22 protein-coding genes are annotated in these 25719 nt (G+C 71.7%); 11 read left to right on the forward strand and 11 right to left on the reverse strand.

The annotated features are described in order from the left end of the window. The first annotated feature begins 54 nt into the window (after positions 1 to 54). Positions 55 to 687, forward strand: coding sequence for a uracil phosphoribosyltransferase (gene upp, locus ACIBF8_RS01360; RefSeq protein ID WP_396780339.1), 633 nt, complete (start codon positions 55 to 57; stop codon positions 685 to 687). Between the two features lie 73 nt (positions 688 to 760). Next, on the forward strand, positions 761 to 1438 hold the full coding sequence (locus ACIBF8_RS01365) for a GPP34 family phosphoprotein (RefSeq protein ID WP_396780340.1): 678 nt from the start codon (positions 761 to 763) through the stop codon (positions 1436 to 1438). A 129-nt stretch (positions 1439 to 1567) separates the two neighbouring features. Here the strand turns inward: ACIBF8_RS01365 and ACIBF8_RS01370 are convergent, their stop codons facing one another. Together ACIBF8_RS01370 and ACIBF8_RS01375 are read right to left on the reverse strand one after the other, a co-directional pair. Further along, complete coding sequence (locus tag ACIBF8_RS01370; protein ID WP_396780341.1) at positions 1568 to 3235, reverse strand: phospho-sugar mutase; 1668 nt, start codon at positions 3233 to 3235, stop codon at positions 1568 to 1570. 48 nt (positions 3236 to 3283) lie between these two features. Next, positions 3284 to 5350, reverse strand: coding sequence for a serine/threonine-protein kinase (locus ACIBF8_RS01375; protein WP_396780342.1), 2067 nt, complete (start codon positions 5348 to 5350; stop codon positions 3284 to 3286). A 206-nt stretch (positions 5351 to 5556) separates the two neighbouring features. Between ACIBF8_RS01375 and ACIBF8_RS01380 the strand changes: the two genes are divergently transcribed. Together ACIBF8_RS01380 and ACIBF8_RS01385 are read left to right on the forward strand one after the other, a co-directional pair. Continuing rightward, positions 5557 to 7140 (forward strand): methylmalonyl-CoA mutase, encoded by a 1584-nt coding sequence (locus ACIBF8_RS01380; protein WP_396780343.1) that lies wholly within the window; start codon positions 5557 to 5559, stop codon positions 7138 to 7140. Positions 7141 to 7590: 450 nt separating this feature from the next. After that, positions 7591 to 8850 (forward strand): amidohydrolase, encoded by a 1260-nt coding sequence (locus ACIBF8_RS01385; RefSeq protein ID WP_396780344.1) that lies wholly within the window; start codon positions 7591 to 7593, stop codon positions 8848 to 8850. On the opposite strand, the gene ACIBF8_RS01390 is transcribed toward ACIBF8_RS01385, so the two are convergent. Further along, positions 8807 to 9799, reverse strand: a complete 993-nt coding sequence (locus ACIBF8_RS01390) for a DUF4349 domain-containing protein (protein ID WP_396780345.1) — start codon at positions 9797 to 9799, stop codon at positions 8807 to 8809. The two genes, ACIBF8_RS01385 and ACIBF8_RS01390, sit on opposite strands and share 44 nt — an antisense overlap. A 93-nt stretch (positions 9800 to 9892) precedes the next feature. On the opposite strand from ACIBF8_RS01390, the gene ACIBF8_RS01395 reads away from it, so the two are divergent. The 4 genes from ACIBF8_RS01395 (at position 9893) to ACIBF8_RS01410 (ending at position 13376) form a co-directional block, all read left to right on the forward strand. Continuing rightward, positions 9893 to 10525, forward strand: coding sequence for an MBL fold metallo-hydrolase (locus tag ACIBF8_RS01395; RefSeq protein WP_396780346.1), 633 nt, complete (start codon positions 9893 to 9895; stop codon positions 10523 to 10525). A 4-nt stretch (positions 10526 to 10529) separates the two neighbouring features. Beyond that, entirely contained in the window at positions 10530 to 11516 is a 987-nt protein-coding gene (locus tag ACIBF8_RS01400; RefSeq protein WP_396780347.1) for a hypothetical protein, read from the forward strand. A 104-nt stretch (positions 11517 to 11620) separates the two neighbouring features. Next, positions 11621 to 12355: a hypothetical protein gene (locus ACIBF8_RS01405; protein ID WP_396780348.1), complete on the forward strand. Its 735-nt coding sequence runs from the start codon at positions 11621 to 11623 to the stop codon at positions 12353 to 12355. A gap of 61 nt (positions 12356 to 12416) precedes the next feature. After that, entirely contained in the window at positions 12417 to 13376 is a 960-nt protein-coding gene (locus ACIBF8_RS01410; RefSeq protein ID WP_396780349.1) for a GNAT family N-acetyltransferase, read from the forward strand. A 75-nt stretch (positions 13377 to 13451) separates the two neighbouring features. On the opposite strand, the gene ACIBF8_RS01415 is transcribed toward ACIBF8_RS01410, so the two are convergent. Further along, complete coding sequence (locus tag ACIBF8_RS01415; protein ID WP_112588201.1) at positions 13452 to 13907, reverse strand: gamma-glutamylcyclotransferase; 456 nt, start codon at positions 13905 to 13907, stop codon at positions 13452 to 13454. A gap of 106 nt (positions 13908 to 14013) precedes the next feature. Between ACIBF8_RS01415 and ACIBF8_RS01420 the strand changes: the two genes are divergently transcribed. Next, positions 14014 to 15417, forward strand: a complete 1404-nt coding sequence (locus tag ACIBF8_RS01420) for an NAD(P)H-quinone dehydrogenase (RefSeq protein ID WP_396780350.1) — start codon at positions 14014 to 14016, stop codon at positions 15415 to 15417. Between the two features lie 42 nt (positions 15418 to 15459). On the opposite strand, the gene ACIBF8_RS01425 is transcribed toward ACIBF8_RS01420, so the two are convergent. Both ACIBF8_RS01425 and ACIBF8_RS01430 read right to left on the reverse strand, forming a co-directional pair. Beyond that, the gene (locus ACIBF8_RS01425; protein ID WP_396780351.1) at positions 15460 to 16104 is read right to left on the reverse strand and encodes a DUF998 domain-containing protein; all 645 of its coding nucleotides are present in this window, start codon (positions 16102 to 16104) and stop codon (positions 15460 to 15462) included. A 187-nt stretch (positions 16105 to 16291) separates the two neighbouring features. Next, positions 16292 to 16912 carry a DedA family protein gene (locus ACIBF8_RS01430; RefSeq protein ID WP_396780352.1) on the reverse strand — a complete coding sequence of 207 codons (621 nt, stop codon included), beginning with the start codon at positions 16910 to 16912 and terminating at the stop codon, positions 16292 to 16294. Between the two features lie 514 nt (positions 16913 to 17426). On the opposite strand from ACIBF8_RS01430, the gene thrS reads away from it, so the two are divergent. Beyond that, positions 17427 to 18644, forward strand: a complete 1218-nt coding sequence (gene thrS / locus ACIBF8_RS01435) for a threonine--tRNA ligase (RefSeq protein ID WP_396780353.1) — start codon at positions 17427 to 17429, stop codon at positions 18642 to 18644. A 33-nt stretch (positions 18645 to 18677) separates the two neighbouring features. Here thrS and ACIBF8_RS01440 read toward each other — a convergent pair whose 3' ends face one another. The 4 genes from ACIBF8_RS01440 to ACIBF8_RS01455 are packed head-to-tail and all read right to left on the reverse strand — an operon-like array spanning position 18678 to position 23419. Then, positions 18678 to 20741, reverse strand: coding sequence for an ABC transporter ATP-binding protein (locus tag ACIBF8_RS01440; protein WP_396780354.1), 2064 nt, complete (start codon positions 20739 to 20741; stop codon positions 18678 to 18680). Further along, positions 20738 to 22471, reverse strand: a complete 1734-nt coding sequence (locus tag ACIBF8_RS01445) for an ABC transporter ATP-binding protein (RefSeq protein ID WP_396780355.1) — start codon at positions 22469 to 22471, stop codon at positions 20738 to 20740. Before ACIBF8_RS01445 ends, ACIBF8_RS01440 begins: the two co-directional genes overlap by 4 nt. After that, positions 22465 to 22947 (reverse strand): MarR family winged helix-turn-helix transcriptional regulator, encoded by a 483-nt coding sequence (locus tag ACIBF8_RS01450; protein ID WP_396780356.1) that lies wholly within the window; start codon positions 22945 to 22947, stop codon positions 22465 to 22467. Before ACIBF8_RS01450 ends, ACIBF8_RS01445 begins: the two co-directional genes overlap by 7 nt. A gap of 25 nt (positions 22948 to 22972) precedes the next feature. Further along, positions 22973 to 23419, reverse strand: coding sequence for a DoxX family membrane protein (locus ACIBF8_RS01455; protein WP_396780357.1), 447 nt, complete (start codon positions 23417 to 23419; stop codon positions 22973 to 22975). Between the two features lie 84 nt (positions 23420 to 23503). On the opposite strand from ACIBF8_RS01455, the gene ACIBF8_RS01460 reads away from it, so the two are divergent. Continuing rightward, positions 23504 to 24064, forward strand: coding sequence for a TetR/AcrR family transcriptional regulator (locus ACIBF8_RS01460; RefSeq protein ID WP_396780358.1), 561 nt, complete (start codon positions 23504 to 23506; stop codon positions 24062 to 24064). A gap of 178 nt (positions 24065 to 24242) precedes the next feature. Here the strand turns inward: ACIBF8_RS01460 and ACIBF8_RS01465 are convergent, their stop codons facing one another. After that, on the reverse strand, positions 24243 to 25682 hold the full coding sequence (locus tag ACIBF8_RS01465) for a GuaB1 family IMP dehydrogenase-related protein (protein ID WP_396780359.1): 1440 nt from the start codon (positions 25680 to 25682) through the stop codon (positions 24243 to 24245). Between the last annotated feature and the right edge of the window lie 37 nt (positions 25683 to 25719).

The raw sequence follows: 25719 nt of genomic DNA on the forward strand, positions 1-25719 counted from the left end.
TGGTCCGACCGCACCCGCACCCCCGCGCGCTACGGACCGGTAGGTTGAGCGATCGTGGACGTACACGTCATTGACCATCCGCTGGCCCAGTCCAGGTTGACCGCCATGCGGGACGCGCGCACCGATTCCTCGACGTTCCGGGCCGCGCTGCACGAACTGACCACCATGCTGGTGTACGAGGCGGCGCGCTCCTTCCCCGTCGAGCGGTACCCGGTGCAGACGCCGGTCACCGGCACCGAGGGCACCCGGCTGGCCAACCCGCCGCTGCTGGTCCCGGTGCTGCGCGCCGGGCTGGGCATGGCGGACGCCGCGCTGGGCCTGCTGCCCGAGTCCTCGATGGGTTTCGTGGGCCTGGCCCGGGACGAGGTGACCTACGAGCCTCGCGCGTACATGGAGTCGCTGCCGCGTGACCTGGCCGGGCTGCCGGTGCTGGTGCTCGACCCGATGCTGGCCACCGGCGGCTCGCTGGAGCACTGCTGCCAACTGCTGGCCGACCGTGGCTGCACCGACATCACCGTGCTCTGTGTGCTCGCCGCCCCGGTCGGCATCGAGCGGCTGGAGCGCTCCGGCCTGCCGTTGCGCCTGGTCACCGCCTCGATCGACGAGGGGCTCAACGATCACATGTTCATCGTCCCGGGGCTCGGCGACGCTGGCGACCGCCAGTTCGGTGGCATGCCCCGCTTCTGAGGCGTTACCCGGTCGGTGCCGGGTCCGGCGGGTCCGCACGCGCTGGTGCGCGGACCCGCTACCGTCTTCGGCCATGACTGGTGTTGCGCTCGCCGAGGAGTTGCTGCTTCTCGCCTACGACGACACGACCGGCAAGGCGACCATGCCGCGGATCAGCCTGGACCTGGGCATGGCCGCTGCGGTGCTGGTCGAGCTGGCCCTGGCCGGCCGGATCGCGTACGCCGACGGGTCCCTGACGGTGGTCGACCCGACACCAACCGGCGAGCCGTTCAGCGACGATGTCCTCGGCCGGATCGCCGCCGACACCCCACACACCCCGGCATCGTGGGTGCAGCGCCTACGGCACGGCCTGCGCGACCGGATCCTCGCCGACCTGTGCCGGCAGGGCGTCGTCCGGGACGTCGACGAGACCGAGCTGGGCTTCATCCACGTGCACCGTTACCCGGTCGTGGACAGATCCGTCGAGGCGGAGACCCGGCAGCGGCTGGCTGAGGCCCTGGCCGGCGCGGCAGCCCCGGACGAGCGGACCGCCGCGCTGGCCACCCTGGTCGTGGTGCTCCGGATGGAGTCCGCGCTCGGGGTGAGCGGCGGGACCGCCGCCGATTCCCGCCGCCGGTTGGCGGAGATCGCGACCGGTGCCGGGTTCTCTGGCGAGGTCAGCACCGACGACTCGGTGGTCCGCCCGTCGGTCGGCCTGGTCGTCGCCGCCCTGGCCACGGCCGTCGACCAGGCCCTCGGCCCGCGCCGCTGACGTCGGGTCGACCCCGCTCGGCGTGCCCTTTGCTCTGCACCCACCCAGGCGCCACCGGCCGACAGCCGAATGGCGCTTCCGCGGGTGCAGAGCAAAGGGCGGACTTGTTGCGGGTGGGTGCTGCGGGGTTCAGATGCCAAGGGCGGCGCTGACCTCGGCGCGGAGCGTGGCGACGGCCGACGCCGCCCTGCTGCGGGCCGTCTGCACGTCACCGTCCACGACCGGTTCCACCACCTCGAGGTACGCCTTGAGCTTCGGCTCGGTGCCGGACGGGCGGATCACCACCCGGGCCACCGCGGTCCGCAGGATCACCACGTCCGACTCGGGCAGCAGGTCCCGGACGCTGTCCACCGGCTGCCCAAGCAGGTGGGCCGGGGTGTGCTCCCGGATCCGGGTCATGGCGTCGGCGATGATCCGCAGGTCTTCCACCCGGGCGGAGAGCTGGTCGGTGTGGTGCACGCCGAACTCCGCGGCCAGCTCGTCCAGCCGGTCGGTGAGCGTGCGGCCCTGAGTCTTCAGGCCGGCGGCCAGCTCGGCCACCGTCAACGCGGCGGTGATGCCGTCCTTGTCCCGGACGTGTTCCGGGGCGACACAGTAACCGAGCGCCTCCTCGTAGCCGAAGACCAGCGGGGCGCTCCCACCGCCAGCCCGCACGATCCACTTGAAGCCGGTCAGCGTTTCGTCGTAGGGCAGGCCGCGGGCCGCACACATCGCCCGCAGCAACGACGACGACACGATGGTGGTGGCGTACAGCCCGGTCACCCCGCGGCGCATCAGGTGGTCGGCGAGCAACACACCCACCTCGTCGCCGCGCAGCATCCGCCAGCCGTCACGGCCGTCCCGGACGACCACCGCGCACCGGTCGGCGTCCGGGTCGTTGGCGATGGCGAGGTCCGCGCCGGTGGAGTCGGCCAGCGCGATCAGCCGGTCCACCGCCCCCGGTTCCTCCGGGTTGGGGAACGACACGGTGGGGAACGCGGGGTCCGGCTCGGCCTGGTCGGGCACCACGCCGGGAACCGGGAAGCCGGCGCGGGCGAAGGCGGCGGTGAGCACCGCCGCGCCGACCCCGTGCAGCGGGGTGTACGCCACGGTCAGGTCCCGTGGCCCGTCCGGGTCGATCACCGCGGTCGCCCGCTCGACGTACGAGGCGACCAGGTCGTCGCCGAGCACCTGACCGGGTTCGCCCAGCGGCACCCGGCTCAGCGGTCCGACCGATCGGATGGCCACCTCGATACCGGCGTCGGCGGGTGGCACGATCTGCGCGCCGGCACCCAGTTCGCCGCCCAGCTCCGCACCGAGGTAAACCTTGTAGCCGTTGTCCTGCGGCGGGTTGTGGCTGGCCGTGACCATCACTCCGGCGACACCGCCGAGCTGGCGCACGGCGTACGCCAGCACCGGGGTGGGCAGTGGGCGGGGCAGCAGCAGTGCCGGCCGGCCGGCCCCGGTCGCCACCTGGGCGGTGCGCTCGGCGAACTGCCGGGAGCCGTTCCGGGCGTCGTACCCGATCACCAGAGGGCCGGTGCCACCCTGGGCGGCGAGCCAGCTGACCAGGCCGGCCGCGGCCTGGGTGACCACGGCCAGGTTCATGCCGTTCGGACCGGCGCGCAGCGGACCGCGCAGGCCCGCCGTGCCGAAGGTCAGCGGGCCGGCGAACCGGTCGGCCAGCTCCGGGGCGCTCGCCGGCAGCCCGTCGAGCACCGCCTTCAGCTCGTCCCGGCTGGCCGGGTCGGGGTCGTCGGCCAGCCAGCGCCGGGCTTGCTCGCGAATGTCGTCGATGTCAGTGGTGTCCGCCGCCATGCCCCTTGATAGCACGGCGACGGATCACCCCTGTGGGTTCCCTCGGGCTCAGCCGTCCCCGGTGAGCTGGAACGTCCGCACCATCTCGTCGAAGATCGGCTTGCTCTCCGCGAACTTGGCGTCGGTCGCGGTGAGGTAGAAAGAATACGCCTTGCCGTCCTGCGCCACCCCCCGCCAGACCCCGTGCCGCATCACGTCACCCGCGCCGCAGGTGTACTCGAATTCGGCGGCCGGCTTACTGGCCAGCTCGGTCTCGCTGGAGGAGATCTGGTTGTACGGCTTGACGCAGGAGGTGCTCCGGGTCTTGAGACCGTTCTCGGCGGTCTCCGCCCACCGGGCGGAGGTGCTGGTCCACTTCTCGGTGATGATGCGAACCTTGCGGCCGCTGTCCTCAGGGTCGATGTAGTCGGTGTAGGAGCCGCCGGTGCTCTTCTTCCAGCCCTTCGGCACCATGACCTGGATCCCGCGGGCCGCGTGCTCCTGCATCTCGACGCCGGGGCCCGCCGGGGCGGACGCGCTGGGCTGCGCCGCCGGGGTGTTCGGCGGGGTCTTGTCGTCGCCGCCGGACAGCGCCACCACGGTGAGCAGCAGCACGACGACCAACCCGCCGGCTGCGGCGAGCTGCACCTTGCGGGGCCAGCCCTTGACCGTGGTGACGAGCTGACCTCCGGTGGCCCGGACCTTGTCCAGCGCGCCACCGCCCGAGGCGGCGGGAGTAGCGGCCCAGGGCTGGCCGGTGCCGGGCACCGACCACTGGTTGCCGCCGCCGTAGGTGCCGCCGATGCGCTGGGTGGCCTCCGGCGCCCCGCCGTACCCGACCTGTTGGGTGGCGTCGGCCGGACTGCCGTAGCTGACCCGCTGGGTGGCGTCCGGGTGCCCGCCGGCATCCACCCGCCGGGTGGCGTCCGCGTTGCCGCCGTAGGTGCGCCCGGCGGCCGGTCGGCCGGGGGTCGGCATCGCGCCGGTGGGCGTGTGCAGCGGGCCGGCCAACGCGTCGGCGCTGGTCTCGTCGAGCCCGCCGGTGGTCCCGGCCGCGCCGGCCGTCCGCTTGCGCTCACCGCTGCGCAGCGCGGCCAGCCGGTCGGTCAGGGACTCACCCGGGGCCAGCATCGCCGGGCCGCCGATCTGGCTGTCCGGCTTCGGCTCCGGCTGGGCCGGCGGGAGAACGGGCACCGGGCGCTGCTGCACCGGCACCACGGCGTACGGGTCGGTGACCGAGTGCACCGCGGTCGCCGTGCTGCCCAGCGGGCCGGCGAGCAGCTCGCGCAGCATGGCCCGGGAGGTGTGCACGTCCAGTCGGCGGGCGGGGTCCTTCTCCAGCAGACCCATCAGCACGCGGGTCAGCGGGCCGCTGCGCTGCGGCGGGGCGGGCGGGTCCTCGACCACGGCGTGCATGGTCTCGATCGGGTCACCCTTGTCGAACGGGGGCCGCCCCTCGACCGCCGTGTAGAGCGTGACACCCAGCGAGAAGAGGTCGCTCGGCGGGCCGAACTCCTGGCCCATGGCCCGCTCGGGCGAGATGAAGTGCGGTGAGCCGAGCACCATGCCGGGGGTGGTGAGCTGCACGTCGGTGGGCATCCGGGCGACCCCGAAGTCGGTCAGCACGCAGCGCCCGTCGGTGCAGATCAGCACGTTGGCGGGTTTGACGTCGCGGTGCAGCACGCCGATCGCGTGCGCGACCTCCAACGCGCCGAGCAGCGCGATGCCGATCTTGGCGACGGCGCGGGGCGCGACCGGCCCGTCCTCGATCACCATGTCGGCGAGGCTGCGGGCGTCCAGCAGCTCCATCACGATCCACGGCCGACCGGCCTCGGTGACCACGTCGTACACCTGCACCACGGCGGGGTGCTGGATGGCGGCCGCGGCGCGGGCCTCGCGCAGGGTGCGTTCGTACATCGCGTCCCGGTCGCTGGGGGCCAGCCCCGGGGGTAGCACAACCTCCTTCACCGCCACGTCACGGCGCAGCAGTGTGTCTGTGGCGCGCCACACCGTGCCCATGCCGCCGTTGCCCACCGAGGACCGCAGCGAGTACCGGCCACCAATGGTGGTGCCGGGTGCCGCTCGTCCGTTGGCGGGACTAACTGGTCCGCCGCTCCACGTCGGGATCTGAGTCACAGAAAAGCCACCGGGGGAAATCGAGGGGGGCTGGGACACAACCCCCCTATCTTGCTGGTTCCGACGCCCGATGCGAAAGCCGACGCGACGGACGTTTATCGAAGTCGACAGAACGTGCCCTGTCGTTCACCTGGTGTCGACCGGTCGGGACGCACTGTGCGGTATCCCTCACCCGACGGCGTGGCCAGGCGTCCTACCATCCGGGGATGAACCAACGGCGGTCAAGCGAGTCCGGTTTCCCGATCAACGGCGTCTACACGGAGGCCGATCTTCCGGAAGACCTGGACTCCCGGCTGGGCAGCCCCGGCGAGTTCCCGTACACCCGGGGGGTCTACCCCACCATGTACACCTCCCGCCCGTGGACCATGCGCCAGTACGCCGGCTTCGGCACCGCCACCGAGTCCAACGCGCGGTACCACCAGTTGTTGCGGGCCGGCACGATGGGCCTCTCGGTCGCGTTCGACCTGCCCACCCAGATGGGGTACGACTCGGACGAGCCGATCGCGCACGGTGAGGTCGGCAAGGTGGGCGTCGCGATCGACTCCATCGAGGACATGCGGTTGCTCTTCGCCGACATCCCACTGGACAAGGTGTCCACCTCGATGACCATCAACGCGCCCGGCTCGGTGCTGTTGCTGCTCTACCAACTCGTCGCCGAGGAGAACGGGGTGCCCGGCGCGGCGCTCAACGGCACCATCCAGAACGACATCCTCAAGGAGTACATCGCCCGGGGGACGTACATCTTCCCGCCGAAGCCGTCGCTGCGCCTGGTGGCCGACACGTTCGCGTACTGCCGCAAGGAGGTGCCGAAGTGGAACACCATCTCCATCTCCGGCTACCACATGGCCGAGGCCGGCGCGACGCCCGCGCAGGAGATCGCGTTCACCCTGGCCAACGGTGTGGAGTACGTCCGGGCGGCGCTGGCCGCCGGGCTCGCCGTCGACGATTTCGCGCCCCGGCTGTCGTTCTTCTTCGTGGCCCGCACCACGTTGCTCGAGGAGGTGGCGAAGTTCCGCGCCGCCCGGCGGATCTGGGCCCGACTGATGCGTGACGACTTCGGCGCCAAGGATCCGAAGTCGATGATGCTGCGGTTCCACACGCAGACCGCCGGTGTGCAGCTCACCGCGCAGCAGCCCGAGGTGAACCTCGTCCGGGTGGCGGTGCAGGGCTTGGGCGCGGTGCTCGGTGGCACCCAGTCGCTGCACACCAACAGCTTCGACGAGGCGATCGCGCTGCCCACCGAGAAGGCGGCTCGGCTCGCGCTGCGCACCCAGCAGGTGTTGGCCTACGAGACGGACCTGACCGCCACCGTCGACCCGTTCGCGGGCTCGTACGTGGTGGAGGCGATGACCGCCGAGATGGAGGCCGCCGCCGTCGAGTTGATGGAGCGGGTGGCCGATCACGGCTCGGCGGTGGACGCGATCGAGGCCGGGTTCCAGAAGCGGGAGATCGAGCAGTCCGCGTACCGGATCGCCCAGGAGATCGACTCGGGGGAGCGGGTGGTGGTCGGGCTCAACCGGTTCACCGTGGACGAGGAGGAGCCGTACGAGCCGCTGCGGGTCGACCCGACGATCGAGGCGGCCCAGGCCGACCGGCTGGCCCGGCTGCGCTCCGAGCGGGATGCTGACGCGGTGGCGCGAGCGCTCGCCGAGCTGCGGGCCGCCGCCGACGGCACCGACAACGTGCTGTACCCGATGAAGGAGGCGCTGCGGGCCCGGGCGACCGTGGGCGAGGTCTGCGGGACGCTGCGCGAGGTGTGGGGTCTGTACCGGCCCACCGATCGCTTCTGACCGCCCGGCCGCCACTGCGGCCCGGCGCGGTGTGTCCACCGGGTTCAGCGGGTACCCGTCGATTGAGCCTGGACGCACACCGTGTGCGCCCACGGTGCGGGCGTGCATGTGAGCGTCCTTATCCGCTCGTTGCGGAGTGTGGTCGGCTAATTGTCGGAGTGTCAGTTCACCACCCCGACTAATGCGACAATTCGCAACAGGGCTCCGAGTGGCGCCGGGATTCGTGACCGCCGCGATCGGTTACGCGTTGTAGGAGGTGAGGGGCAGATGACGGCGTTCGACCGCGATCTACCTGCTGTCCCCCACCTTGACGAGCGCCCTCAGCAGGGCATACGTGACGCTGTGCGGTCCGATCATTACCGTAACGAGGTTGCGCAGCGTCACCGTCGGAGGTCTAGGCTGTCTGCTGTCCCCGATGATCCATCCATTTCTAGTGATCGAGAATTCGACGTGACGAGTGCGTTGACGCTGCCTACGGGTGGCCAGCTGGCGTCGTCCTGGCCGGAGCCGCCGCCCGGATCTCAGCCCCTGCCCCGCGAGCTGGACCACCTCCTCGCGCTCCGGGTACCGGGGCTGATCGCTACGCGCCGTCACCTCCACTCGCACCCCGAGCTCTCCGGCAACGAGTTCGAGACGGCCGCGCTGATCGCGCGGGAGCTGTCGCTCGCCGGGCTGACCCCGCGCCTGCTGCCCAAGGGCAATGGCGTGATCTGCGACGTCAACGGCCGGCCGGACGGCCCGGTCATCGCGCTGCGCGCCGACATCGACGCCCTGCCGCTCGACGACCCCAAGGACGTCTCGTACCGGTCGACGGTGGAGGGCGTGTGCCACGCCTGCGGGCACGACGTGCACACCTCGATCCTGCTCGGCGTCGGCATGCTGCTGGCCCAGCTCGCCGACCTTGGCGAGCTGGACGGCCGGGTCCGGCTCATCTTCCAGCCCGCCGAGGAGATCCTGCCCTGCGGTTCGCTGGAGGTCATCGAGGCCGGTGGCCTGGACGACGTGGTGCAGATCTTCGCGCTGCACTGCGACCCGAACCTGCCGGTGGGCCAGGTCGGCCTGCGGGTCGGCCCGATCACCGCGGCCGCCGACAACGTGACCGTCCGACTCTCCGGTCCGGGCGGGCACACCGCCCGCCCGCACCTGACCGTCGACCTGGTCGACGCGCTCGGTCGGCTGATCACCGAGGTGCCCGCCCTGGTCAGCCGCCGGGTGCCGGCCAACAGCGGACTGCTGCTGGTCTTCGGCCACGCCTCGGCCGGCACCCGTTACAACGTCATCCCGTCCGAGGCGAGCGCCTCCGGCACCCTGCGGGTGATGGACCGTGACACCTGGGAGCAGGCTCCCAAGATCGTGGCTCAGGTGGTGCGGGACGTGATCGCCCCGACCGGCGCGACGGTCGACTTGGAATACCTGCGCGGCCGGCCGCCGGTGTGCAACGACTCCCGCGCCATCCAGGTGCTGACCGCCGCCACCGCCGCCGCGCTCGGCCCGGACGGGATCGCCGAGACACCGCAGAGCATGGGCGGCGAGGACTTCTCCTGGTACCTGGAGTACGTCCCCGGTGCCCTCGCCCGGCTCGGCGTGGGGCGCTCCGGCCCCAACGTCGACCTGCACCGGGCGAGCTTCGACGTGGACGAGCGGGCCATCCCGGTCGGCGTACGCGTCATGGTGCAGACCGCGCTGCGGGCACTTGCGGCGGCGCGCTGACCGGAGCGGTCGGGGTTGAGGTCTTCTTCCGCCGGCGCAGCACCAGCAGCAGCACCGCCACCGGTACGCCGAATGCCACCAGCCACGGCAGCAGCGCCCCCAGCACGGTCAGCAGGACGGTCATCGAGGCGACGAACGCCTTCCAACCGCCCTTGAGCCCGACCAGGAAGCCGGTTTCGGTCTTCTCCTCGCCGGTCTTGGCCGCCGGCCCGGCCAGTGTCACGGTGATCGTGGAGAGGGCGGTCAGGTCGGCCAGTCGGCGTTTCTTGGCCTCCAGCGACGCCAGGTCGGCCTCGCGGCGACCCAGTTCGTTCTCCAACGACACCAGGTCGGTGATCGAGGTGGCGCGGGCCAGCAACCGGCGGGCACTCTCCACCCGGGCCCGCTGACTGGTGATCCGCGCGTCGAGGTCGACGATCGCCTCGGTGGCGTCCTCGGTGCTGATCTCCCGGCTCTGCTGAGTGCCGAGTTTCGCGATCTCGTCCACCACGGCGGTGAACTTCTCCGCCGGCACCCGCACCTGCAACTCGGCCACCGCGTCGGCCTCGGCGCTGCGCCGCTGGTCACCACCGATGAAACCACCGGAGCGGGTGACCAGGGCGCTCAGGTCGCGGGCAGCGGCGTCCACATTGTTCACCTGCACCCTCATCGAACCGGTGTAGATGATGGCCCGCTGGTCGATCCGCAGGTCCGGTGCCCCGGTGCCGCCCTCCTGGGGTGCCCCGGCCCCGCCCTTCTGCGGTTCCACGGCGGGCTCCGGTGCTCCGACGGCGTTGTCCCGCTGCGCGGCGTCGCCGATCGCCGGGGCCTCGGCCGCGGTGTCCGCCGACCCGCTGCCGTCGGCCCCGCACCCGGTCAACACCAGCGCCGCCGCCAGTGCCGTCGCCGCCAGCAGTGTGCCGCGGCGTCGTACCACCTGTCCGTCCATCCCCGCTCCCATCGTCGTCAACCGGTGTGGCGATAGCTCAGACGCGGCACACACGTCGGCTGGTTCCGGCAGACTGCGCTGAGGACGTCACGATTCGATAATCGAGGAGTCACGATGCGGCTCACCAAGTACGCCCACTCCTGCCTCCGGGTGGAACACGACGGGGGAGTGCTCGTCGTCGACCCCGGGGTGTTTAGTGACGCCGCGACGGCATTGGACGGCGCGGACGCGGTGCTGATCACCCACGAACACCCCGACCACCTCGACCTCGCGGCGGTACGCCTCCAGCTCGACCGACAGCCGTTCCCGGTCCACGGACCCGCCTCGCTCGCCGGGACGCTGGGCGACGCGGCCGAGGTGTTGAGCCCGGTCAGCGTCAATCAGTCGTTCACCGCCGCCGGGGTCGCCATCCGCGCGTACGGGGGGCGGCACGCGGTGATCCACCCCGACATCCCGGTGGTCGACAACCTCGGCTACCTGATCAACGACGTGGTCTACCACCCGGGTGACTCGTTGGTGGTGCCCGACGAGACACCCGTCGACACGCTGTTCGCGCCGATCCACGCCCCGTGGTCGAAGTTCTCCGAGGTGGTCGACTTCATCCGCGCGGTCGCACCACGGCGCGCGTACGCCCTGCACGACGCGCTGCTCAACGACAACGGGCTGGGCGTGCTCGACCGCCAGTACGCCGCCCTGTCCGGCACCGAATACCAGCGACTGGAGCCCGGTAGCCGGGTGGACGTCTGACCCGATGCCCGGTCTCTCCGCGGAGCTGGTGCAGCAGCTCTACCGCACCCCACCGGACCGGTTCGTGGCCGCCCGGGACGCCGCCGTGGCCGAGGCCCGCCGGGCCGGCGACCCGACCACTGCCCGACAACTGGCCCGACTACGTCGCCCGACGGTGGCCGCCTGGCTGGTGAACCTGCTCGCCATCCGCCGACCGGAGCTGGTCGCCGACCTGGTGCAGCTCGCCGACGCCCTGCGAGCCGCCCAGCGGGAGCTGCGCGGGCCTCGGCTGCGGGAGTTGTCCGCGCAGCGCCGGGCGGTGGTCGCCGCGCTGGTGGCCGAGGTCCGCACGCTCGCCGCGGCCGAGCCGGACGCGCCACCGGCGAGCCGGCTGCCCCTGGCCGAAGTGGAGGCGACCCTGAACGCGGCGTTCTCCGACGTGGAGGTCGCCGAGCAGGTGCGCGCGGGCCGCCTGCTGCGGGCGGCCAGCTACGCCGGCTTCGGTGAGGTGCCCCGGCCGCAACTGCGGCTGGTCACCGGCGATGAGGACGAGGAGCACGCGGAGAAACGCCCGCCCCGTCGACCCGGCGCCCAACGGGGCCGTCCCGAAGCGGCGCCCCGTACCGACCGGGCGGCCGAGCGCGCCGAACAGGCCGAACGGGCCGCGCAGCGGGCGGCCCGAGCCGAGCGGGCCCGGCAGCGTCGCGCCCTGGACCGGGAGTTGGCCAAGGCCCAGGCCGACCAGGAGCGTGCCGAGGCCGAGCTGACCGAGGCGACCGGGCACGAGCGCGACGGCGCGGCCGTACTCGATGGCCTTGAGGCCGAGCTGGCCGAGCTGGAGCGGCGGCGCGCGGTCGCCGAGCAGGATCTCAGCCGGGCCAAACTCGCTCGGCGGGCCGCCGAGCGGGCGGTGACCGTGGCTCGACGGCGCGCGGGTGAGGTCGAGGCGGCGGTCGAGGCACTGGCGGCCGAAGAGGGGGATGCGGACGCGGGCGATGGCGCGGCAGACTGACCATCGATGGACGACGACGAGTGTGCGGGCCGTGCACGGCGAGTGGCCTCGGGTCGGGGCGTGGTCGTGGTCGACGGGTCGGGTTGCCCGCAGAGGGCACCGCGGTGACTCCGGAGCAGGTCGCGGCCGCCAGCAAGCCGGTCGTGCTCGACCTGGGTGACGCGTTCAGCCGGGACCCGACCACGTTGCGCCGGGCCCGACTGCTCGGCATCTCCGGCTGGGCCTTCTACATCAGTGGCCGGGCCGGGGCGCTCGGTGAGGTGCGGGCCGAGACGGCCGCTGCCGCCCTCGGATTCATCGCCCCGGACGCGGTGGCCGACGGTTGGGACGCCGCGGCGCGGGTGGTCCCGCCCTCCGAGGTGGCCGCCGCGAGCCTCGCCGAGTGCTGCCGATGGGGTGCCCAGCAACTCGGTTCCCTGCCCAGCATCGGGCGCCTGTCGGCGCTCGTCGAGCGGGCCGTGGTGGCGGCCGAGGCCAGCGGGATGCCGCTCTTCGCCGCGTGGCGGGCCATGCCGCTGCCGGATCTGTCTGCCGGTGCCCGCACCGCCGCCGGTCTGCGGCTGTTGCGGGAACACTTCACCGGCGCCTACCTGCTGGCGGTCCGCGCCGCCGGGATGACCCCGCTGGAAGCGGTGCTGGCCGGACCGGAGGGCGAGGCCGGGGCGGTGGCCTGCGGCTGGCCGCCGCCGTACCCGCCGATCGGGCCGCTGGTGCGCCGTCGGCTCTGGGCGGAGGCGGTGACCAACCGGCTGGCCGCACCGGCGTTCACGGCCCTCGGCCCCGCCGACGGCGCCGAGTTGGTGGAGCTGCTGCACCGCACCCGGGCCGACCTCGGCTGAGCCTCCCAGCGGCCAGAAAATGGGCGGCGCCCGAGGAGATCGGCTGCCAGGATCTCCTGCCGTGACCCTTCCCGCTGGCTGGACGACGCGCCGGCCCACCCTCGACGACGTGTCGGCGATTCTCGCGGTGGTGCACGCCGCCGACACCTTCGCCATCGGCCATCCCGACTTCGACGCCGAGGACGTCGCGGCGTCGCTGACCGGCCCCTACTTCGACCCGACCCAGGACTCCTGGCTGGCGATCGACCCGGACGACACCGTGGTCGGCTGGGCGACGGTGGACAACCCGACCGGGGTGGGCCGGGAGTTCGTGGAGGTCTACGTCGATCCGGTCCGGGCCGCCGCCGTCCGCGCGCCGTTGCTGGTCCGCCAACTGGACCGGGTCGCCGAGCGCGCCGCCGAGCGAGGGCTGCCGTCGCTCACCGTCCGCTGCGCTGTCTTCGCCCCCGAACGTGACTGGGAACACGCCCTGCGCGAGCTCGGGTTCGTCCTCGTCAAGCGGTACGTCCGGATGAGCCGACCGTTGGACGACCTGCCCGCCGAGCCGGCCGGCCCACCGGCCGTGACGGTGCGACCGGTCCGCCCGGACGACGAGACCGATCTGGTGGAGTTCCACCGGATCTACGAGGCGGCGTTCGCTGACACCCCGGACCACGAGCCGCTGTCGTACGAGCGGTGGCGGGCCCGGATCGGCGACCTGACCGCCTGGGACGAGTGGTTCGTCGCCGAGCTGGACGGGGTGCCGGTCGGCGCGTTGCAATCCTCTGACCAGGCGCTCGACCAGCAGTCGGGCTGGGTGAAGAGCCTGTCGGTGTTGTCCGCGTACCGGCGCCGGGGGGTGGGGGCGGCGCTGCTGCGCCGCGCCTTCGCCCGCTACGCCGAGAAGGGGCGGAAGGCGGCCGGCCTGGGCGTCGACCTCACCAACCCGACCGCCCCGCTGTCGCTCTACCGGTCGGTGGGCCTGCGGGAGACCCGATGGACCGACATGTACGAACGTTCCGTCCCGGCCGCCGGTGTGTGATTGACGACCCCGGTCCGGCCCGACCGGCGCTTCGGCCGACGGCGGTAGCAGACTGGGGGCGTGCGATACGCGCTGCTACGCCGACGCGGTGCCGGTGGGGCGGGCCCGCAACTCGGTGACGTAGTCGTCCGGGGCGCCCGCCTTCTCGGCGGCGTTCGCGATCTCCGACAGATACCACGAGGTCGGCAGGCCACCCTCGTACCCGTTGAAGACGTAGATCCACGCGGTCACGTCGCCGTCGAGGGTGGAGACCCGGACGTGCAGCTTGCGGTACGTCCCGGCGGTCACCCCCTCGATCTCGTCGAGCTGGCCCGCGTCGTACGGGTGGATGTCGTAGAGCGCCACGAAGACCCGGTCACCGGGAGACTCGACCAGGGTGCTTACCGCACCCTCCCAGCCGATCACGTCCGCCCCGGCGAAGGTCAGCCGCCAGCCCTCCAGCCAGCCGGTGCCCACCATCGGCGAATGCGGACAGTAGGCGCGCATCCGGGCGGGATCGAGATTTGAGCCGTAGGCGGCGTGATGACGCACGGCGATGACGATAGCCCGGCCGACGGGTGGGGGAGAATACGACAGTGCGTGTCGAATGCGCTCGGGAGAAGAAAGTCACTATAAGTATGGACGAAGGGCGAACGCTGTGAGCCGGATCGTGATCATCGGTGGGGGGCCGGCCGGGTACGAGGCGGCACTGGTCGCCGCCCAGCTGGATGCCGATGTCACCGTGGTGGAGGCCGACGGTGCCGGCGGCGCCTGTGTGCTCTCCGACTGCGTACCGTCGAAGACCTTCATCGCCAGCTCGGGGGTGGTCACCGGCTACCGTGACACCGAGGAGTTCGGGGTGCACTCGGACGGCCTGGAGGCGGTCACCGTCGACGCGCAGGCGGTGCACGAGCGGGTCAAGCGGCTGGCCCTGGCGCAGTCCGCGGACATTCACGCCAAGCTGCTGAAGGCGGGGGTCACGTTCGTGGCCGGCACCGCCCGGCTCGGCGAGGACTCCCTCGGGCACACCCACCGGGTCGTCGTCACCCCCGCCGACGGCGGCGAAGAATACTCGATCGACGCGTCGACCGTGCTGGTGGCCACCGGCTCGACCCCCCGCCAGCTACCCACCGCCGTACCGGACGGTGAGCGCATCCTGACCTGGCGGCAGGTGTACGACCTGCCGGAACTGCCCGAGCACCTGATCGTGGTCGGCTCCGGGGTGACCGGCGCGGAGTTCGCCAGCGCGTACCTGGCGATGGGAGTCGAGGTGACCCTGGTCTCCAGCCGGGACCGGGTGATGCCCCACGAGGACGCCGACGCCGCGTCCGCCATCGAGCGGGTGTTCCGTAACCGGGGCATGGAGATCCTCAACAACTCCCGGGCCGACGCGGTCCGGCGGACCGCCGACGGCGTCGAGGTGGAGCTCTCCGATGGCCGTAAGGTGACCGGTTCGCACGCGCTGATCACCGTCGGTTCGATCCCGAACACGGCCAACCTGGGTCTGACCGAGTACGGCGTCGAGCTGGGCCGGGGCGGCTACGTGACCGTCGACCGGGCGTCCCGGACCAACGTGCCCGGTATCTACGCCGCCGGCGACTGCACCGGCGTGCTGCTGCTGGCCAGCGTCGCCGCCATGCAGGGCCGGATCGCCATGTGGCACGCCCTCGGCGAGGCGGTCCGGCCGCTGCGGCTGCGGACCGTCGCGGCGAACGTCTTCACCGACCCGGAGCTGGCCACCGTGGGTGTCTCGCAGGACGAGGTGGACGCGGGCAAGGTGCCCGCCCGGCAGGTGATGCTGCCGTTGTCCGGCAACGCCCGGGCCAAGATGGACGACCTCTCCGACGGTTTCGTGAAACTGTTCTGCCGACCCGCCAGCGGGCAGGTGATCGGCGGTGTGGTGGTCGCTCCGAAGGCCAGTGAGCTGATTCTGCCCATCACCATGGCGGTGGAGAACAACCTCACCGTCAACGAGCTGGCCCAGACCATCACCATCTACCCGAGTCTGTCCGGCTCGATCACCGAGGCCGCCCGCCAGCTCATGCTCCACGAGCTGGAGTAACCCCACCCCTCCCCGGTCGATCAAGGAGTTGTGGTGGTCGGTTCACGCCGTCACGCCCCTCTTGTGAGCCGCCACAACTCCTTGATCGACGGCTCGGGTCTGGGTGACCGCCACCGTTGCCAGGATCGCCACCTCGGTGAGAATGAGCAGCCGCTCGGTCAGTCCGATCAACACGCGTTCCCCCGGATAGGCCGACCACACCATGGCCGCGGCCAGGACGAGACTGGCCACCGCCAACCCGCGCAGCCATCGGGCGGCCGGTGTCAGCTGGTCCCGGCGGGCGAGCAACCAGCCGCCGATCGGCAACGCCAGGAAGGCGATCACCGACGCGTACCGGTGCAGGTAGGCGGCGGTGGTCATGGCGGTGCCCGGCTCGTTCGTCGGCACCACGGCGGCCAGCAGCAGCCCACCCACCCATGCGCCGAGCAGCAGTTCGGCCGTTCGACCGGAGCGCGATCGGGGTGGGCCGGCGCGGCGCAGTCCGTACAGCAGCGCCACGGTGGCGAGCGCGAGCACCACCATGGCGACGTCGATGACGCCGCCCCGGTCGGAGACCGCGAAGTCGCTGATGGTCAACGTCCACGGGTTGAGGTCGTCGTTGACTTCGAGGTGACCGATCACGGTGAGCAGCGCCGCCAGGGCGATCCCGCCCAGGGCCAGCAGGCCGGTACTCCGGATAACAGGCATGCCTCAGCCTGTCGCCGAGAGCACCCCAGCCGAATCCGGGACGCCCACGGAAAAGACCCCCCGGGACAACCCCTAGAGTCCCCCGGCCACAATCCGCGATCTTGCGCTTTCGGTCGTCCTTTTACGACTGCATGCGCCAATTGCCGGGACAGTAAATGCAAGATCGCGGAGTGCGGGGGGTGCTCACTCAGTCGGTGGGGACATCTACTGTGGCGGCGGCGCGGGCGTGGCGGGCACTCACCACTGTCATGGCCCATCCGGCCGCGGCGAAGCCGGCCGCCGCGGCGGTGGCGATGATGGCCAGCCGCCACGCCGACTCGGTCAGCGCGGTGCCGCCCAGGTGCCCGACCAGTGCGCCGTAGGTGGCCCAACCCAGCGCGGCGACGGCCTCGTAGAGCACGAACAGGCGGTACGGGTAGCGGCTTCGGCCGGCCGAGAAGCAGGCCGCCATCCGGCCGCCGGGCACGAATCGGCAGAGCAGGATGACCAGCGGCCCGGGTTGTCGCAGCCCCTGGGTGACCCGGCTGGCCACCCGGCGGGCACGGCTCAGCTCGGCGTGCCGCGGTGGCCGCCGGTCCGGCGCACTCCGGCCGAGCAGGTAGCAGGCCAGGTCGCCGGCGAACACACCGAGGGTGCCGACGGCGATGGTGACCGGCAGGCTGAGCCCGCCATAGACGGTGAGCGCACCACTGGTGATCATGACGATCTGGGTGGGGATCACCGGGACGAAGGCGTCCGCGATCAGCAGAGCGAGCAGCACCAGGTACGCCCACGTCGGCGACGCGACGTCAGTCAGAAGTTCGGGCACGCCTGCCACCTCGCCGGATGCGGCCGATTGGGTGTCTTGAGCCTGACGTCGTGTCCGGCGTCACGGTGGACGGCCCCGGCCCGTCGTGATCGTCGACACGACTGGGCCACCCAGCTACAACGAGCCTGATCGCTGTCGGGTGACGGGTTCGGGGGCTGTCCCGCCCGTCCGAGGCGGGCGGCGGATCGGCGTTCGTCGGCGTACCGTTGGCGGCGCGGCCACGCCCGTCGGGTCCCCCGTTCCTGACGATTCGGCCGCCAGGGCCGCCGGCGGGTCCCGCGCCGGCGGCCCACCCCTTCCTCGCCGCCGAAAATCCGGGTGCATCCCCGATTGCCGCGCGGGTACGGTCGCCGTATGCGCAGTGCGGTAGTGGTGACCACGACGCCGGGTGTCCCCGGCGCGCCGCTCTGACGTAACCACCGTCGACCAGGCCCCGGGGCGATCCGCCCCCGAGGGCCGCGCGGCGTTCGGTGTCCAGGTCGCCTCCGGGTCGTACCCGATCCAGGAGCCCGACATGATCGACCACCGTAGGCTCGGCCGCGAGCTGGACCTCTTCGTCTCCGATCCGCTGGCCGGTGCCGGCCTGCCGATCTGGCTGCCGGCGGGCGCCGCCGCCCGGCACGCCGTCGAGGAGTACGTCCGGGAGTTGGAGCGCCGCTCCGGCCACCAGCACGTCTACTCGCCGCCGCTGGGTAAGCGCGAACTCTTCGAACTCTCTGGCCATCTCGGCTACTTCGCCGACGACATGTTCCCGCCGATGCGGCTGAGCGCCGACGACGAGTTCGTGCTCCGGCCGGCGCTCTGCCCGCACCACGCGTTGGTCTTCCGGGCGCGGGGCCGCTCCTACCGGGAGTTGCCGTTGCGGATCGCGGAGCTGGGCGGGATGTACCGCTCGGAGCGCTCCGGCGTGCTCGGAGGGCTGTCCCGGGTGCGCGCCATCTCGCTCAACGACGCGCACACCTTCTGCGCCCCCGACCAGGTGGGCGCGGAGGTCGTCGAGATCCTCGGGTTGATCCGTGCCGCGCACGCCGCGCTCGGTGTCCGCCCGGCCGGGTTCCGGTTGTCGCTGCGCGGGCCGGGCGAGAAGTACGTCGGTGACGACGCACAGTGGGTCCGCGCCGAGGAGTTGCTGCGGGAGGCGCTGGCCGGGGTGGAGTACGTCGAGGCGCCGGGAGAGGCCGCCTTCTACGGTCCGAAGATCGACATTCAGATCCTCGACGCCGCCGGCCGGGAATCGACCATCTCCACCATCCAACTGGACTTCGACAAGCCGGAACGGTTCGACCTGTCGTACACCGACTCGGACGGCAGCCGGCGTCGACCGGTCATGGTGCACCGCAGCCTGGTCGGCAGCATGGAGCGGCTGTTCGCGTACCTCATCGAGGTGCACGAGGGCGCGTTTCCGGCCTGGTACGCGCCCGTCCAGTTGGTGCTGCTGCCGGTCGACGACGGCCAGGTCGACGCGGCGGCCGACCTGGCCCGACGGGCGGTGGACGCCGGGCTGCGGGTCGACGTCGACGTCGCCGGCTCGTTGGGCGCCCGGATCCGGGACGCGGCCCGCCGCCGCGTCCCGTACCTCGGGGTGTTGGGTGCCCGGGAGGCGGCCGACGGGCACCTGGCGCTGCGCCTGCGCGGTGGCCGCGCCCTGGCCCCGATGCCCGCCGACGCCGCGCTCGCCCTGATCGGTGGGCAGGTCGCCGCCCGCGCGGTCGACCTGCTGCCGCCGGACTGACCCGCCCACCGATCGGGGGATGCGACACATGCGCTAGACCGTCGCGGGTTGGGCGGCCGGTTCCTCGTCCACCACGGCGCCGGTGAACTGTGAGCGGTAGAGCCGGTGGTACGCGCCTTGGGCGGCGAGCAACTGCTCGTGGGTGCCTTGCTCGACGATCCGGCCGTTCTCCATCATCAGGATCAGGTCGGCGTCGCGGATGGTGGAGAGCCGGTGTGCGATGACGAAGCTGGTCCGGTCCGAGCGCAGCGCGGCCATCGCCCGTTGCAGCAGCACCTCGGTGCGGGTGTCCACCGAGCTGGTGGCCTCGTCGAGGATCAGCAGCGACGGCTCGGCGAGGAACGCCCGAGCGATGGTGATGAGCTGTTTCTCGCCGGCGCTGACGTTGCTGCCCTCCTCGTCGATGACCGTGTCGTAGCCGTCGGGCAGGCTACGCACGAACCGGTCCACGAAGGTGGCCTGAGCCGCGGCGAGGATCTCCTCCTCGGTCGCGTCCGGCCGCCCGTAGGCGATGTTGTCCCGGATGGTGCCGCCGAACAGCCAGGTGTCCTGGAGCACCATGCCGATCCGTCCGCGCAGGTCGTCGCGGCGCATCGTGGTGATGTCCACTCCGTCGAGCGTGATCCGGCCGGCGTCCAGCTCGTAGAACCGCATGACCAGGTTGACCAGGGTGGTCTTGCCGGCGCCGGTCGGGCCGACGATGGCCACCGTGTGCCCCGGCTCGGCGACCAGCGACAGGTCGTCGATCAGCGGCTTGTCCGGCTCGTAGCGGAACGAGACGTGCTCGAACTCGACGCGTCCGTGCGGGTCGGCGACGCGCGCCGGCTCGACCGGGTCGGGCGTCTGTTCGTCGGCGTCGAGCACCGCGAAGACGCGCTCGGCGGAGGCCACCCCGGACTGAAGCAGGTTGGCCATCGAGGCGAGTTGGGTCAGCGGCTGGGTGAACTGACGGGAGTACTGGATGAACGCCTGCACGTCGCCGAGGCTCATCGTGCCCGAGGCGACCCGCAGGCCGCCGACCACGGCGATCGCCACGTAGCTCAGGTTTCCGATGAACATCATCGACGGCATGATGATCCCGGAGATGAACTGCGCCCCGAAGCTGGCCCGGAACAGCTCCTCGTTCTTCGCGTGGAACGCGGCCTCCACCTCACGCTGCCGGCCGAAGACCTTCACCAGCTCATGACCGGTGTACGCCTCCTCGATCTGGCCGTTCAACTCGCCGGTGTGCGTCCACTGTGCGATGAACTGCTGCTGCGAGCGCTTGGCGATGCGCTGGGTGACCAGCACCGACAGCGGCACCGCGACCAGGGCCACCAGGGCCAGCAGCGGCGAGATCCAGAACATCACGGCCAGCACGCCGACGACGGTCAGCAGTGAGGTGAGCAGTTGGCTGAGGGTCTGCTGGAGGCTGGTGGAGATGTTGTCGATGTCGTTGGTGACCCGGCTGAGCAGCTCACCGCGCGGCTGTCGGTCGAAGTAGGGCAACGGCAGCCGGTTGAGCTTCTCCTCCACCTCGGCGCGCAGCCGCAGCACGGTGCGCTGGACCACCCCGTTGAGCAGCCAGCCCTGCCACCAGGACAGCACGCTCGCGGCCAGGTAGAGCCCGAGCGCCAGCAGCAGCACCCGGCTCAGGGCACTGAAGTCGATGCCCACCCCGGGCACCACGTCCATCCGGGCCAGCATGTCGGCGAAGCTGTCGTTGCCGCTGGCCCGGGCCGCCGCGACGGCCTGCTCGGCGGTGGTGCCGGCGGGCAGCTGCCGGCCGATCACCCCGGTGAAGATCAGGTCGGTGGCGTGGCCGAGGATCTTCGGCCCGGCCACGCTGAACCCGACGCTCACCACCGCGAGGGTGATGATGGCGGCCAGGTGCAGCCGGTGCGGGCGTAGCCGCCCGAGCAGCCGCCGGGCTGACGGCCCGAAGGTCATCGACTTCTCGGCGGGCATTCCGGCGCCCATCCACGGGGGGCCACCGCCCTGACGGCCGGGTGGCAGCCGCTTCGGGGTCCGCGCGTCGCCGCCGGGTTGCTGCGGGGTGCCACCCGCGGGCTTCTGACTGGGTACGGCCGCGGTGCGCGGCTCGTCCTGCTCGCTCATGCCGCCACCTCCGCCGTCTGCTGCGAGGCCACGATCTCGGCGTACGTCGGGCAGGTGTCCAACAACTCCGCGTGTCGTCCCACTCCGACGACCCCCCCATTTTCCAGCACGATGATCTGATCGGCATCGATGATCGTGGACACTCGCTGGGCCACGATCACCACTGCGGACTGCGCGGTGACCGGCCGCAGTGCCGCTCTCAACCGCGCATCGGTGCCCAGGTCGAGCGCGGAGAACGAGTCGTCGAAGAGGTAGATCTCCGGCTGCCGGACCAGGGCCCGGGCGATGGCCAGGCGCTGCCGCTGCCCACCGGAGACGGTGGTGCCGCCCTGCGCGATCGGCGCCTCCAGCCCGCCGGGCATCTGGGCCACGAAGTCCCGGGCCTGGGCGATCTCCAGTGCGGTCCACAGCTCCTCGTCGGTGGCGTCCGGGTTGCCGTAGCGCAGGTTGCTGGCGACCGTCCCGGTGAACAGGTACGGCCGTTGCGGCACCAGGCCGATCCGCCGCCACAACTCGTCCGGTGCCAGCTCCCGCACGTCCACCCCGTCCACCAGCACCGCGCCGGCGGTGACGTCGACCAGGCGGGGAATGAGCGACAGCAGGGTCGTCTTGCCCGCGCCGGTGCTACCGATGATCGCCGTGGTGGTGCCCGGGGTGGCCCGGAAGGAGATGTCCCGCAGCACCGGCTCCACCGCGCCCGGGTACTGGAAGCGCACTCCGCGCAGCTCCAGCTCCGCTCGGGTGGGCAGCTCGGTGACCGGCGCGCTGGCCGGGACCACCGACGAGTCGGTGTCCAGCACCTCGACGATGCGCTCGGCGCAGACCGCGGCCCGGGGCACCATCATCAGCATGAAGGTGGCCATCATGACCGCCATCAGGATCTGCATCAGGTATTGCAGGAACGCGGTGAGCGCGCCGACCTGGATCGCACCGGCGTCCACCCGCTGGGCGCCGAACCAGAGCACCGCCACGCTGGAGACATTCAGCACCAGCATGACCACCGGAAAGATCAACGCCAGCAACCGGCCGGTACGCAGCGCGGTGGCGGTCAGGTCGGCGTTGGCGACGTCGAAGCGGTCCGTCTCGTACGGCTCGCGGACGAACGCGCGGACCACCCGGATGCCGGTGATCTGCTCACGCAGCACCCGGTTGACCGTGTCGATGCGGGTCTGCATCAGCCGGAAACCCGGCACCATGCGACGGATGATCGCGCCGAGCGCGATGGCCAGCACGGGGACGCTGACCAGCATCAGCCAGGAGAGCCCGATGTCCTCGCGCAGCGCCATGAACACGCCGCCGACGCTCATGATCGGCGCGGCGACCAGCATCGTGCAGCTCATCAGGACGAGCATCTGCACCTGTTGCACGTCGTTGGTGTTGCGGGTGATCAGCGACGGTGCCCCGAACCGGGCCACCTCGCGGGCCGAGAAGCGGTTGACGTGCCCGAACAGCTCGGCGCGTACGTCGCGGCCGAAGCCCATCGCGACCCGGGCGCCCAGGTAGACGGCGGCGATCGAACAGGCGATCTGGATCAGGCTGACCAGCAGCATCCAGCCGCCGGTGCGCACGATGTAGTCGGTGTCGCCCCGGGCCACACCCTGGTCGATGATGTCCGCGTTGAGGCTGGGCAGGTAGAGCGAGGCCATGGTGCCCACGAACTGGAGCAGCACCACCGCCAGCAACGGTCTCTGATAGGTGCGCAGTTGGCCGCGCAGGAGTCGGATCAGCACGCCGGGTCCTTCGTTTCGGTTGGGCGTCCGGTCATCCGCGGGTCGTCTCCGCTGCCGATGACTTCGAGCAGGAACTCGCGGATCACCTGGGCCTTCGCCGGGTCGGCGTCGACCGAGGTGAGTGGCCGTCCGGAGTGCATGAGTGCGCCGAGCGCGGCCACCCGCTCCCGCCCGGCGGGGGTGATGGCGAGTCGGATGCTGCGTCGGTCGCTGTCGTCGCGCTGCCGCTCGACCAGGCCATCGCGTTCGAGCGTGTCGACGATGCCGGTGAGGGTCGCCGGGCGGACGAACCCCTTCTCGGCGACCTCCCGGTGGGGCAGCTCGCCGTGTCGGGCGAGCGTCATCAGGGTGATCATGCCGGCCTGGGTGAGGCCGTGCTCCTCGGCGAGGTAGCGGTTCCACCGCTGCCCGACCAGGTGCCCGGCCACCACCAGCAGCCGTCCGAGCGGCACGTCTTGGAGGGTCACGAGTTCCACGCCGGATAGGTTAGCCCCCTGATAGTCAGGCACCAAACGAAATTGCCGTGGCGGCGGCCACGAACACGACCTGGAGGAGGGTGCGCTGCCCGAGTGGGGTGACCGGGCGGCCGGCGAGGGTCAGCTTCCGGCGGGCAGCCGAGACGTTGGCCGGGAACATCGCGAGCATGAGCAGGCCGAGCCCGGCCGCGGCGACCCGCGCGGTCGCCGGCACCAGGAGACCGATCGCGCCGATCAGTTCCAGCACGCCGGTGAGGGTGACCAGCAGGTCCGGCCGGGGCAGTCGGGGCGGGACCATCGCGATCAGGTCGGCGCGGCGCTGGCCGGCGAAGTGCGCGACGGCGGTCAGCGTGAACATCACGGCCAACCCGACGCGGAGCGAGGGAATCCATCCGTCCAGTGCGGAGACGCCGGCCAGGCCGGTGAGTCGAGCCAGCGTGGTGCCGACGATCAGGGCGATCAGGGGTGCCATCGAAATCCTCCTCAGGGGAATCTTGTCAATGGCAAGATTGCCCGTCGAGGCGGAATCTTGTCAACGACAAGATAGGATTCCGGCATGGCTGAGACGCGCGGCTACCACCACGGCGACCTCCGTCGCGCGCTGCTCGCGGCCGCGCTCGACGCGATCGAGGAGGACGGGCAGGCGGCGCTGAGCCTGCGTGACCTGGCCCGCCGGGCCGGCGTCTCGCACGCCGCACCCGCGCACCACTTCGGGGACAAGGCGGGCCTGCTCACCGCGCTCGCCACCCAGGGCTTCGACCTGCTGGCCCAGGAGTTGGCGGCGGCGGGGAGCGACCTGCTGGCCGCCGGGGTCGCGTATGTCGACTTCGCCGTCCGGCACCGCGCGCACTTCGAGGTGATGTTCCGGCCGGAGCTGCACCGGGCCGACGACGCCGAGCTGATCGCCGCCCGGGAACGCGCCGGTGCCGCACTCCGCTCCGCGGTGGCGGCGCTACCCGCCGGCGGCGTGCCCGCCGACGCCGGCCGCGACGCGCTCGCGGCCTGGTCGATCGCCCACGGCTTCGCCACCCTCTGGCTGGCCGGCGCACTGCCCGACCGCGTGGGCGACAACCCCCGCGAGGCAGCCCGCGCCGTGCTGAGCCGACTGTCGACCTAACTCGGAAGTAGACCTACTTCCTCCCGATTAGGGCCGCTTCGCGCAGCGGAGCGACAGGGACTAACCCCGAGCCTCCCCTCGCCGGCCCCGACCCCCTCCGTTGATCATGAAGTTACTGCCATGACACGCCGGTGCGGGAGGCAATAACTTCATGATCAACCGGAGTGGGCGGGTGGGGTCACCAGCTGGTGGGGAGGGGCATTCCCTCGGTGAAGCCGGCGGCGCTCTGCACGCCGACGATCGCACGCTCGTGGAACTGGGTCAGGTCCCGTGCTCCGGCGTAGGTGAAGGCGCTGCGCACCCCCGCGATGATCTCGTCGATCAGGTCCTCGACGCCGGGTCGGGCCGGGTCCAGGTGCATCCGGGCCGAGGAGATGCCCTCCTCGAACACGGCCTTGCGGGCCCGGTCGTACGGGCTGTCGTCGGCGGTTCGGGCGCTGACCGCCCGAGCCGAGGCCATCCCGAAGCTCTCCTTGTACCGCCGGCCGTCCGCGTCGGTGTACAGATCACCGGGGGACTCGTAGGTGCCGGCGAACCAGGAGCCGATCATCACGTTCGACGCGCCGGCGGCGAGCGCGAGCGCCACGTCCCGGGGATGGCGCACCCCGCCATCGGCCCACACGTGCCGGCCCAGTTGGCGGGCGGCGGCCGCGCAGTCGAGCACGGCGGAGAACTGCGGTCGACCCACACCCGTCATCATTCGGGTGGTGCACATCGCGCCCGGGCCGACACCGACCTTGATGATGTCCGCCCCCGCCTCCACCAGGTCGCGTACCCCCTCGGCGGTCACCACGTTGCCGGCCGCCACCGGCACCCCCGGGTCCAGCTTGCGCACCGCCTGGAGTGCCGAGATCATCCGCGCCTGGTGGCCGTGTGCGGTGTCCACGACGAGCGTGTCCACCCCCGCCTCCAGCAGCGCCTTGGCCTTACCGGTCACGTCACCGTTGATGCCGACGGCCGCCGCGATCCGCAGCCGGCCCCGGTCGTCCACCGCCGGCGTGTAGAGGGTGGCCCGCAGCGCGCCCTGCCGGGTCAGCACCCCGACCAGCCGACCCTCGGCGTCCACCACCGGGGCGAGTCGGCGACGGCCCGCCGAGAGCAGCTCGAAACCGCTGCGCGGATCCGCGTCCGCCGGGACGGTGTGCAACTCGGTGGACATCACGTGCCGCAGTTGAGCGAACCGGTCCACGCCCGTGGTGTCCGCCTCGGTGACCACACCCATCGGCCGGCCGGCGTCGTCGACCACGATCACCGCACCGTGCGAGCGCTTGGGCAGCAGGTGGATGGCGTCGCCCACGGTCTCGGTCGGACCGAGTGTGATCGGCGTGTCGTAGACCAGGTGGCGCTGCTTGACCCAGGCGACGACGTTCGCCACCACCTCGATCGGGATGTCCTGCGGGATCACCGCGATCGCACCACGCCGGGCGACCGTCTCCGCCATCCGCCGTCCGGCGACCGCAGTCATGTTCGACACCACCAGCGGAATGGTGGTGCCGGTGCCGTCGCCGGTGGACAGGTCGACGTCGAGCCGGGAACCCAGGTCGGATCGGCCCGGCGCCATGAAGACGTCGGTATAGGTCAGGTCGTGCGCGGGGACCGCGCCGTGAAGGAACCGCACCCGGCAATCATTCCCGCTCGCGGTCGGTTCCGCCGCC

Origin of the sequence: Micromonospora sp. NPDC050276, assembly GCF_044459545.1 — a bacterium.
Taxonomy (GTDB): domain Bacteria; phylum Actinomycetota; class Actinomycetes; order Mycobacteriales; family Micromonosporaceae; genus Micromonospora.

Coding starts and splice junctions, on each gene's coding strand:
- ACIBF8_RS01365 (WP_396780340.1), top strand. CDS start 761: ATGACTGGTGTTGCGCTCGCCGAGGAGTTGCTGCTTCTCGCCTACGAC.
- ACIBF8_RS01370 (WP_396780341.1), bottom strand. CDS start 3,235: ATGGCGGCGGACACCACTGACATCGACGACATTCGCGAGCAAGCCCGG.
- ACIBF8_RS01380 (WP_396780343.1), top strand. CDS start 5,557: ATGAACCAACGGCGGTCAAGCGAGTCCGGTTTCCCGATCAACGGCGTC.
- ACIBF8_RS01395 (WP_396780346.1), top strand. CDS start 9,893: ATGCGGCTCACCAAGTACGCCCACTCCTGCCTCCGGGTGGAACACGAC.
- ACIBF8_RS01400 (WP_396780347.1), top strand. CDS start 10,530: ATGCCCGGTCTCTCCGCGGAGCTGGTGCAGCAGCTCTACCGCACCCCA.
- ACIBF8_RS01425 (WP_396780351.1), bottom strand. CDS start 16,104: ATGCCTGTTATCCGGAGTACCGGCCTGCTGGCCCTGGGCGGGATCGCC.
- thrS (WP_396780353.1), top strand. CDS start 17,427: ATGATCGACCACCGTAGGCTCGGCCGCGAGCTGGACCTCTTCGTCTCC.
- ACIBF8_RS01440 (WP_396780354.1), bottom strand. CDS start 20,741: ATGAGCGAGCAGGACGAGCCGCGCACCGCGGCCGTACCCAGTCAGAAG.
- ACIBF8_RS01455 (WP_396780357.1), bottom strand. CDS start 23,419: ATGGCACCCCTGATCGCCCTGATCGTCGGCACCACGCTGGCTCGACTC.
- ACIBF8_RS01460 (WP_396780358.1), top strand. CDS start 23,504: ATGGCTGAGACGCGCGGCTACCACCACGGCGACCTCCGTCGCGCGCTG.